Raw genomic sequence first — 10,267 nt, 5'->3', positions numbered from 1 at the left:
ATCCCCCAATCAATACTCAGTTTAGAAGAATAAGAATTAACCGTTTTCCTTACTTGGTTGTTTATGAAGTAGAAGGCAATAGTGTTATAATTAACTCGGTAAGGCATGTAAAAAGAAAACCGAAATACTGAACTGTAAATACAAAGCTGTATCAATTTGATGCAGCTTTTTTATTTGGTTAAGGTGAAGGAGAGAGTGATTCAAAAAACTGAGGAAGAGAATCACAAGCAGATTGCGTAGTTATTTCAGTTGGCAATTGAACTTAATCAATAAATGTTTTTCGTTTCGAACATACCGAAAGGTGATGATCTTTTAAAATCCCTATCCGGTCTTGCTTCTGTTCACAGGTTTCTTCAATAATCCCAATATTGATCTGTTTGTATTTGGAGATCTGTGCCAGCGAGACCACCGCTATGATCTTATTTTAATTACACTAAAACTATACTTAGGCAAAGCCACTGAAATTGTCCTATTGTTTATCGGAATTGTTGAGCTGACCGGCACGACGTTCAAAGGCTGGCCAAGACTATTCATTGCATTACCATCATCGGCCTTTAAAACAGTTATGGTTGCTGTGCTTTTGCTGTTTCCCAATTGGGGTACCTCTATTTTTTTCGCCTTTCCCTTTCCGGAAGGATTGACCAGTTTAATGATCACTTCGCCGGTGTGCTTATCTATCACGGCAGATGCCCATATACTATCACTCCCAGCAATGACATTCCCATTTTCTGTAATAGATGCCATACTCGTTCCTTTATTCATCGAAAACAATTGTTGTACGTAATAGCTTGGCGTGCGAAAACTGGTGCTATTATCAAACCAGATCAGATTTGGCGTCCACTGCCAATCTTTTACATGAGCAAACAGCGGCGCATAGGCTGCCATGCAAATAATATCTGCATTGCGTTCAACGCCGGTCATAAACGCGGCCTCGGCTAATGCGCAAAACAGGGTGTTTTTATTTTCCGGACTGCCAATCCGTGTACTCATGCAGGCATATTCGCCTAAAAATATTTTAGGCCCCTTCCGGTCGTAGTGATCATACTTGCTTGCATTCATCAAAAACCAATTGGCTGTTTGATAATAATGCTCGTCTATAATATCAACATTCATTTTTCTGAGTGCCGAATCCATAAAATGAAACTGCGGATTGGGAGAGTATCCTGTCGCACAGATAAGCTGCATATAAGGATACTTTGTTTTTATTGCCTCCCTGAATAGCTCTAATCGCTCTATATACTGTGGTCCCCAGTTTTCATTTCCAATACCAAGCATTTTCATATTGAATGATTCGGGATGGCCCAATGCTGCTCTCTTCTTACCCCATGCAGTAGTTACATCTCCATTAGCAAATTCTATCAGATCGAGTGCGTCCTGCACATAAGAACTCATTTCGTCCATTGGCACTACTTCCGCTGCATCAAACTGGCAACTGAGACCGCAGTTAAGAATTGGCAATGCGGCGGCTTTCAGATCTTCGCATAACTGGAAGTATTCATAAAATCCCAAACCAAAACTTTGAAAGTAATCGGGCAATGGTTTGCCTGCTGCCCCCTCCTGCCATTGATTAGAGATCAATTTGCGTTGCTCCAATGGCCCGATAGTAGTTTTCCACTGGTAACGGGTATTGGGCGTTTTTCCTTCAACAATACAACCTCCGGGAAAGCGAAGAAAACCTGGATGAATATCATACAGATCCTGTACGAGATCATTCCTTAATCCACCCTTCCTGTTCATCCAGGTGTCTGACGGGAATAAAGAGATCCTGTCAAGATCTATTTTACCTGTACCTTCAAAGTTTAATAAAAGTTTTCCTTTTATGATTGTGTCCTTGGTAGTGATTATAGCTTTTACAGTTTGCCATTCATTATCAGTTGAGGATGGCTTGATCGTCGTACTCCCCACCGATTTGTTCTCTGCATTGATAAGTTCAAATTTCAAATTGATGCCACTTGTCTTCTGCCGATAAACAACAGTTAGCTCATATCCCATTCCCTTCTTTACGGTAATGCCGCCAAAACCTTCGTTTGCCAGGCTGATCTTTTCCGGGTTGTTGATAGTGACCTGTAAATATTTGGGATTGTTTTCGTTAACGGCTGATTGATTAATGACCTGGAATATTTCATGTTTAGCATACATATGTCTGGGAGGATCCAATTTCCAGCCCATATATGGATCGGGAAAATCAAAACTTCTGTTCTTTATTAACTCAGCATAAATGCCGCCGTCGCCGCTACGATTGATATCTTCAAAAAACAGCCCCCACAGTGTAGGGGGTATATTTTCTTTAACGTTATTGATATCTACTTTGTAATTGACTTGCGCTATGATCTGGCAGCAATGCAGGAAAAGAAAACAAACCAGCGAAAGCACAAGGGTTGCTTTCTTTCTTTTTATAGAAATAGTCATTGTACTTTTTAACATGAAAGACAAAATTATTTTTCAAAAACAGCTTTTACTTCCCAGGTTTCCGACCTGGTTTCAATGGATTTTTTATCAACCTTTAACTGACCGTTCTCAAGCGTCCAGACTTCCACCCTTGTAAAATCCACTTCACTATCATTCCCGGGCATATAAAAAGCAGTGGTAATAGTTAGGGTCTTCTTATCGTTCGACCATTGCAGACTTCTTATCAATTTCCGGTTACTGGCAGCACTGGTATTAATCGATTGTTTACCATTTAGAGCAATGGCCGACCTGGTAACAACATCTTGTCCGTTTTCTCCAACACTCGAGCTTTCAATGATCAATGAATCGCTGCGTTGATCTACGCTGAGTAGTTTAGCTACCGCATTCGCATACTCCGGACCGAGTATATGCTGTTTCTCTTTAAGTTGCCATTTCCCCGAAAAATCAGTTTGAGCCAACAGTGCAGTATTAACTAACAACAAAGCGATACTTAGCGTTATTCTATTCATGCTGTAAATTTTATGTAACACGCAAAAGAATAACCTGTAAAAATGTAAAAATTACAGTGTGACAGGTGATCATTCTTTCACATGAAACAGATTTGAAATAATCAGGATACAATCCGGCAGGGCAGGATCAATTAGCATGAAGCATCGCTTATAGGAAAAACAGTGCAGGGCTGGATTAGCGTCACCAATTTTAGGACTTTTTTCGATATTATAGATGAGGTGCGCATGTAACTTGATCATCGTCAATGGCTGACAGCGGTCAGGTTCCGGCCTCGATCTCAGACTAAGCAAAGATACAACGTCGCGTGCGATCATTCCACCTCATTAACATCTTACAGCCCCAGATTGCATACTTTTAGGGACAATCTAAATTTATATGCTATCTCAGCCCCTCCCCTGATAATTTCCTACATTGTATCCGGAATGGTAACAGGAGAGCATACCGTATATGAAGATCAACAGCTACAAATTAAGAATGATATTTATATTAGTTCTGTTATCCGGCTTACGTGTGAATGCGTTTAGCCAGGGCCGGAAAGACAGCCTGCAAAATGATTTTAATCTTTTAAGAAACAAGCTGCAGCACGACTACCCTTCTCTGTACCGCTATACAAGCAAAGCCACCATGACAGCTTTGTTCGATAGCTGTTACGCCACCCTGCAAGACACCACCAGCAAACTGGCCTTTTTCAAAACGCTTAAATTTCTGGTCAGTCAAATCAGAGACGGACATCTATCATGCAGCCCTTCCCGGGAATTAAGACAATACCTGGCTGCACAAAAGGCTTATTTCCCTTTCCGGGTCCGGTTTATAGGTAATAAGGCCTATATCTACAAGGGGGCTGATTCCAGCTTATCTCCCGGCACAGAGATCTTGACCATAAACAACACTCCGATCAACCAAATAAAAAACACGTTGTTTCAATATATCGTCGCCGATGGCCATATTGAAACAAAGAAGAACTATATCCTCGGAAACTATTTTTATATCTACTACTTTTTAGCGTTTGGAGGCAATACTCATTTTGACATTTCATACAAAACAGCAAATGGCTCCGTCAGTACCCAAAGTATGGATGCGGTCCTGGAATCAGCATTACCGCCTATTGAGGATGACAGCAAAGAAAACAACCTGCTGAACCTGTCGATAACTCCGGATCGTATTGCCCTACTTACCATCCAAACATTCGACAAAGCAACCCTTGAGGAAGCCGGACTGAATTTCGAAGATTTCCTTCGCACTTCGTTTACTACCATTAAGGACCAACAAATAAAAAAGCTGGTAATAGATCTACGCGGAAATGGCGGCGGCCGCGACCTGTATGGATCATTATTATATTCGTATCTAAGCAGCAGTAAATTTCATTACTACAAAAGCCTGACAACAGCCACCAGCCAGCTTCCATTTGACCAGTTCAAACGTGGCTCAACGTCCTTTAACGATCTAAACGCTGACCTGTTGACGAAAAACGCCGCAGGAACTTATCAATTAAAACCGGCAGCACATAACAACCTACAGGAGATGTCGCCTGCCGTTAATAATTATACCGGCCAGGTTTGGTTTTTAATAAACGGATTATCTTTTTCCGTTACGGCAGAATTTTGTGCTATTGCCCGCAGCAATAAACGCGGAAAATTTATTGGTGAAGAAACCGGCGGCGCTTATGAAGGGAATACCTCTGGTGTGCAAATGGACATAGTTCTACCTGCCAGCCAAATTAGTGTTTCTTACGGAACCATTCAATACAACGGGGCGGTTCGCCCGGTAACGCCAACCGGCAGAGGGATAATCCCTGACTATCGGGTTCTGCCAACAATAGATGACCTTTTAAATAAACGCCACATCCAGCTGGAGCGAACTCTTGAATTAGTAAGGAGTGGTAAATAGCCCCCCTGGATCATTTTTTTTCAACCGTTATCGGCTTCGCTTCTACATTATAATAACCGAAGATCTCTGCGACTTCTTTATGTGTTAAATATTTCAACCCAATTTCAGCTAATGCATTGGCTTCGTTTTCCTGAGAACGCATCAGAATAAGCCGGTAAGCTTCTGTCTTTTTGTTTATATCCAGGTGCTTATGTTTCAGGGTAAATTTCTCGTACACTTTGGCCATAGCATACCAGGAGGCAATTTCTTTTTCAGGGGCCTTGTCTTGCTTAAAGTCATTTATAGTCTCTTCCAGGGTACTTGGTTCCACTTCTTCAAATACCCGTTGGATCTTCTTTATTTTTTTAAGTTGTACGGCACTTAATGTATCGTTAACGACGGGCCCTGGCGTTATTTCGCCTGGGTTTATTGGGTGAACGGTTCCACTTTCAGCTTCAACCTTCGTTTTACACGAATAGAATGACAATCCAAAAATTAAAAGCAACACTGCTATCAGTAAACTATTATTCAACATCGATCTCATGTGTATTTATCAGGAATCAAAATTCAGCAACTTTATTTACTGCCCCCACGCGGTGATCACCAGACTTCTCGATCCGCCATGGTTACGGTGCTCACATAAATAGATGCCCTGCCAGGTACCGAGCGCCAGCTGTCCATTATGAATGGGAATTAAAACAGAACTGCCAAGCAGCGAGGCCTTCAGGTGTGCCGGCATATCATCAGCCCCTTCATAATCATGCTTATACGCCGGATCGTTTTCCTTTACTGTTTTATTAAAGAACATTTCAAAATCCTCCCGCACAGTAGGATCGGCATTTTCATTAATGGTCAATGAAGCGGAGGTATGCTGAATAAATACCTGGCACATGCCTGTCCTGATATTTCCAATATCTTGCAAAGCACGTACCACTTCTCTGGTTATGAGATGAAAACCGCGTGGTTTTTCTGGTAAGGAGATAATTTGTTGGTAGATGGTCATGGTACAAATTTGGGGGTATCTCGGGTTATGTACAAATAAAAAAGATCATAGAATCAAGTATCCCCATCCAGCCACCTGGATACGGATACTTAATTCGTTACCGATAGCATTATTCCATTACTTCCCAACGCCCATTTTTTGTAGCCCCTACTCTTTTTAACACATTCCGTTTTTGTAGCTCTTGAATATTTCTTTCGACTGAACGAAGTGAAATACCAACTTTTGAAACTACTTCAGGCATGGTGATTTCCGGGTTAGCTTTTATCAATTCTAATATTTTCTTTAATCTCTTCTCTGATGCATTACCATTCGTTTCTCCCGCCATTTCTCCCGCCACTTGTCCCGCCATTTCTCCCGCCATTTCTCCCGCCATTTTCTCCGATGCGGCCACCGGTTTGGCCTTAAACTGGACCATCAGCCCATTTGTATCATAGTTAAATGAAGGATCGGGCAAACCTGCCTGGGAACATTCATCTATTATCTTCTCCATACCCCGTCCCCACGATTCAATATACCCGGCCCGGAAAAAGGTATTGGCAATATCGGGGTTATAAGATGGGTGCTTGTCAAACTTGCCATTGTTCCAGCAATAAAACTGATCTTCATATACGCTGATCTGGATCGGGATACCGCATCCATAATCCTTATGAATAACGGCATTTATTACGGCTTCTCTTATGGCTTCTTCCGGGAATGGATAGGTCTCTACCCTATAAATGCCCTGGTAACTGATCATGGCCTTCATATACTTGGTCAATAAAAGGTCCATGGTTTTATCAACCTGTTCAAAGAGGTTTCCATGTATTGTGTCATGATAAAGCAGGTCTGTATGTGTTCTAAAGAAACCTACTTTTATATAGGCGCCGCTGAAAAAGGCTTCCGGATCGGGATGAAACAGTAACAATGCGGCCCGCTTTAAATAAGTTCCTTCTACCAGCCGCAGCTTTTCCAGCAACATATGATTACTTACAGCCACCTCTTCTTTTGGTAAGCGCTTGCTTGAAACGGCCTTTTTTCTGAAATGCGAAAAAGCCCGGTCACTCAGGTTGGCAAGCGTTACTTTTGGCACCGGAACACCGTCCCATCGCTTGCCTTGCTTTCGCAGTAGAAAACGGTCCAGCGCTGCACCTTTGAGCTCCTGCTTGGTACTACCGCTTCTGTAATGATATTGTCCTTTGAAGCTAATGGGGTTGGGATAAGCATCCACTTTAATTTCCAGGTATTCTTTGCCTTTTTGGTCCTGTAGATTTACATCTATTATTATCCCCAGGATGTCTTTAGCTTTATTTGGAATATCTTCCAACAGCCTGGCGGCATCGGGCAAACCGGCGACTTCGCCATTATCATTCACGCCGATGATCAGTCTTCCACCCTGCGCATTAGCAAATCCGCACAACCATTTTAGATATTCATCGCGCCAGGAGATCTTATATTCGATGTTTTGCTTTTCAGTCATGGGTTACCGTTTACTATGAAAACAAATATTGTAACCCGCTGAACTAAACGAAAAGGTTGATTACAGTCAAAAAGTTATGACCAGTACAAAATGTAACTTAGGGAGATAAAAATATTGATCGAAGATTAGCTGGCAGCGCCTATTGCGGTCATTATATTTTTATACTTCAAGACGTGTCACTTGTCTGCCGAAGCTTTAACCAGGGACTAAAAGAAAAAAGACCCACTATAGAAATAGTCGGCCTCTAACGATTGCTTGCCATATGAAAAAACGTACAAATCTGGTTTAGGGTTGAAGCTTTGCTTCTGGTAGCTTTTCTGTTTCTTGTCTTCTTACCGTGCTACCGTTGATGATGTAAAAGTAATGCGCAGGTCACTTTCTACATAATGAGCTTTTCAGCGATTTTATTATGCCTAACACCTGTGCAGATTAACAAAACCGGCTACCAGCCTGCAATAGCTGTATTTTTCATTATGATCTCCGGCCTGTAAGAAAAGCATCAAAATTCTTTTTAAATGTATGTTTTACAGCTATTCTTTTATTCCGGACTATATCTTACGATTGTTGGTTGCATCAAATAAAAAAAGTTCTTTTGCTATTTGTTAGGAAGACCTGTAAGGCGCGCTATTTGAGCTTGCATTATTGTGATTATGCGCTCCCCGATAAATTGGGGCAGGTCTTGATTAAAGTGAGGAGAGTAAGAATGGCCTTCAGTTAAAAGCACCTAATACATAATCCTTCCCAGTACCCTGGTAATTAGTAGCAACTATGATAGTCTCAAATTTTGCAATACTATGTTGGTACACTCCGAACCCTATGTGTAATTGACAAACTTATGAATCTTATCAACCAATAGTAAAATCCGGATGACCAATTTGGCATAATAGTAACGTACACATATACATTAAAGTAAAATATCTATATTTTATATTATACGACTGCACCCAGGACATTATTTCAAACTTCGCCATCGGTCGGATCTGCGCTTTTTAAAGATTATACTTCACAGTTACCCGATATTAAATTAAATTGGAAAGACATTTATGATTGAAACTATCAATTTAAGTTGATATGAAACAATGGATCATGCTTCTTTTGGTGGTAACATTTTTTCAGGGGAGCCAGCCCTATACCGGAAACCCACGTTATGATTTTCCGGAGCGTATAGTTAAAAAGAATGGTACCGGCTTCGGCTATCTCACTGGTAATATGAATGACCTTTGCGTCTCGGGATATTATCGGGAGAGCAATATCTACGAGGATAGTGTGATGGGGCCAGCTGATCCTGTTAAAGTAACATTGAAAAATCAAATGCAGGTTGATGCCAGAGAATTGATCCTGAAAGAAGCTAAAAAATATCGAATCCTGCTGATAAATGAGGCGCATCACAGACCGGAACATCGGTTGTTTACCAAGTCTCTATTAAAGGATCTGCATAAAATCGGATATAATGTATTTATGGCCGAAGGCATCAAATTAAAAAACGGAATTGCGGATATCGGTTATCCCATAAGCAGCGATGGTGTTTTTATAAACGAACCGGTTTATGGCTCCCTTATACGATACGCAAAAAGAATAGGATATGATGTTAATGCCTATGAATATGATAGCGGCAAGAAAAATTGGGACGATAGTATAAAGCTCGACAAATACGGGTCTATCAAATATATAAATTATGAGCCAAGGGACTCCATAGTATTACTATTTGACGAAAAGGGGCTCAAACAAACAATACTTACTTCTGTCAGGGAACGAGCCCAGGCTGCAAATATCTTAGAAGTGATCAAACGGCATCCGGCTTCCAGGTTTGTTATTCATGTGGGCTATGGCCATTTATATGAATCCGGGCCAATGATGGCAACACAGTTAAAGGAATTGTTACAAGGAGAAGAGATGCTAACAATAGACCAGACAGCGGTTACCGACAGGGTCAGGGTTATTGATACCGTTACCAGCCATATTATTCGAAGATATTTCCCTTTTATTTTAAAAGATAATAATTCAAAAAGAACGGTAAATTTGGAAAGGTCGGTAGATTATTTAATTTTTAACAAAGAGGTTACCGATTCTTTGCACCGGCCAAAATATTTATTCGAAGACGTTGAACCACGAACGACATATTACCCTTCTACAGACAATTTAAAAGACTGTCCCTGTTTATTTAGCGCCTATTATCAAAATGAACTGGAAGCAGCACAACAACAGGCGATAGCCGTTGATATAGTAAATATTAAAGATGCTCATATTCCCGCGCCCATGCTTTTATACAAAGGCAGGTATATAATCGTCAGGAAGAATAAAGAAGGCATCTATAACAATTTTAAGCTCACAGTAAAATAATGCGGCACAGCGGACGTTTACGCCACGGCGTATCTGCCAAAGGCGGACAAGTCCTAAAAGGTCTTCACACCGACGCCTGCACAGTTAAAAGTATCGCCACTGCCTATGGCCTTTCTCCCATTCCCTATTGCCTATTGCCCATTGCCTTCCCGGCAACTTGAAACTTGAAAGCTCTTCCATTCTTAGAGTGCAACAGACAAAACACAAACTTCCTAAAAAGAAAAAAGGTCCACTGTAGAAACAGCTGACCTCTAACGATTGCTTGCCATATGAAAAAAACGTAAAAATCTGGTTTAGGGTTGAAGCTTTGCTTCGTGGTAGCTTCTCTGTTTCTTTTCTTCTTACCGTGCTACCGTTGACGATGTAAAAGTAATGTGTGCTTTACTTTCTTCATAACCAGCTTTTGCTTCATTTTATTATCCCTAACCTTACTATAACAGTGGAAAACACGCTACCAGCCTACATTACCTCTTATTCTTCTTATGATCGCCGGCCGCTTATAAGTGTATAAAAAACCCTTATAAATTTCCTTTTTACAACTATTTTAATTACCCGGACTATCTATTGTTACAATTGGTTGCATCAAATAAAAAAGTTCTTTAGAAGAGGATGACCTGTAAGGTGCGCCATTGGGTATTGAACAATCAGAAGGCTTACGCGCACCTGACAGGTCATTCGCTTTT

7 protein-coding genes are annotated in these 10,267 nt (G+C 41.0%); 2 read left to right on the top strand and 5 right to left on the bottom strand.

Annotated elements, in window-relative coordinates; genetic code table 11:
• Nucleotides 1–411 precede the first annotated feature (411 nt).
• Together J7I42_RS29125 and J7I42_RS29120 are read right to left on the bottom strand one after the other, a co-directional pair.
• Nucleotides 412–2,424 (bottom strand): alpha-L-arabinofuranosidase C-terminal domain-containing protein, encoded by a 2,013-nt coding sequence (locus tag J7I42_RS29125; RefSeq protein WP_209142914.1) that lies wholly within the window; start codon nt 2,422–2,424, stop codon nt 412–414.
• Between the two features lie 11 nt (nt 2,425–2,435).
• The gene (locus J7I42_RS29120; RefSeq protein ID WP_209142912.1) at nt 2,436–2,918 is read right to left on the bottom strand and encodes a hypothetical protein; all 483 of its coding nucleotides are present in this window, start codon (nt 2,916–2,918) and stop codon (nt 2,436–2,438) included.
• A gap of 475 nt (nt 2,919–3,393) precedes the next feature.
• On the opposite strand from J7I42_RS29120, the gene J7I42_RS29115 reads away from it, so the two are divergent.
• The gene (locus J7I42_RS29115) at nt 3,394–4,806 is read left to right on the top strand and encodes a S41 family peptidase (RefSeq protein ID WP_209142910.1); all 1,413 of its coding nucleotides are present in this window, start codon (nt 3,394–3,396) and stop codon (nt 4,804–4,806) included.
• A gap of 10 nt (nt 4,807–4,816) precedes the next feature.
• Here the strand turns inward: J7I42_RS29115 and J7I42_RS29110 are convergent, their stop codons facing one another.
• The 3 genes from J7I42_RS29110 to J7I42_RS29100 all read right to left on the bottom strand — a co-directional run bounded on the left by J7I42_RS29110 (nt 4,817) and on the right by J7I42_RS29100 (nt 7,244).
• Nucleotides 4,817–5,329, bottom strand: coding sequence for a hypothetical protein (locus J7I42_RS29110; protein WP_209142908.1), 513 nt, complete (start codon nt 5,327–5,329; stop codon nt 4,817–4,819).
• A 36-nt stretch (nt 5,330–5,365) separates the two neighbouring features.
• Nucleotides 5,366–5,788: a secondary thiamine-phosphate synthase enzyme YjbQ gene (locus J7I42_RS29105; RefSeq protein ID WP_209142906.1), complete on the bottom strand. Its 423-nt coding sequence runs from the start codon at nt 5,786–5,788 to the stop codon at nt 5,366–5,368.
• Nucleotides 5,789–5,897: 109 nt separating this feature from the next.
• Nucleotides 5,898–7,244 (bottom strand): RNA-binding domain-containing protein, encoded by a 1,347-nt coding sequence (locus J7I42_RS29100; protein WP_209142904.1) that lies wholly within the window; start codon nt 7,242–7,244, stop codon nt 5,898–5,900.
• A 1,071-nt stretch (nt 7,245–8,315) separates the two neighbouring features.
• Between J7I42_RS29100 and J7I42_RS29095 the strand changes: the two genes are divergently transcribed.
• Entirely contained in the window at nt 8,316–9,584 is a 1,269-nt protein-coding gene (locus tag J7I42_RS29095; protein ID WP_209142903.1) for a hypothetical protein, read from the top strand.
• Nucleotides 9,585–10,267: the final 683 nt, after the last annotated feature.

This window comes from Niastella soli, assembly GCF_017742245.1.
Classification (GTDB): Bacteria; Bacteroidota; Bacteroidia; order Chitinophagales; family Chitinophagaceae; genus Niastella; species Niastella soli.
The sequence above is the reverse complement of the archived record's forward strand: the minus strand, read 5'-3'. Positions and strand labels throughout refer to the sequence as shown.

Bases quoted from the DNA above. Each gene is read 5' to 3' on its own strand.
- J7I42_RS29095 (WP_209142903.1), top strand. From the start codon at position 8,316: ATGAAACAATGGATCATGCTTCTTTTGGTGGTAACATTTTTTCAGGGG.
- J7I42_RS29105 (WP_209142906.1), bottom strand. From the start codon at position 5,788: ATGACCATCTACCAACAAATTATCTCCTTACCAGAAAAACCACGCGGT.
- J7I42_RS29110 (WP_209142908.1), bottom strand. From the start codon at position 5,329: ATGAGATCGATGTTGAATAATAGTTTACTGATAGCAGTGTTGCTTTTA.
- J7I42_RS29120 (WP_209142912.1), bottom strand. From the start codon at position 2,918: ATGAATAGAATAACGCTAAGTATCGCTTTGTTGTTAGTTAATACTGCA.
- J7I42_RS29115 (WP_209142910.1), top strand. From the start codon at position 3,394: ATGATATTTATATTAGTTCTGTTATCCGGCTTACGTGTGAATGCGTTT.
- J7I42_RS29125 (WP_209142914.1), bottom strand. From the start codon at position 2,424: ATGTTAAAAAGTACAATGACTATTTCTATAAAAAGAAAGAAAGCAACC.
- J7I42_RS29100 (WP_209142904.1), bottom strand. From the start codon at position 7,244: ATGACTGAAAAGCAAAACATCGAATATAAGATCTCCTGGCGCGATGAA.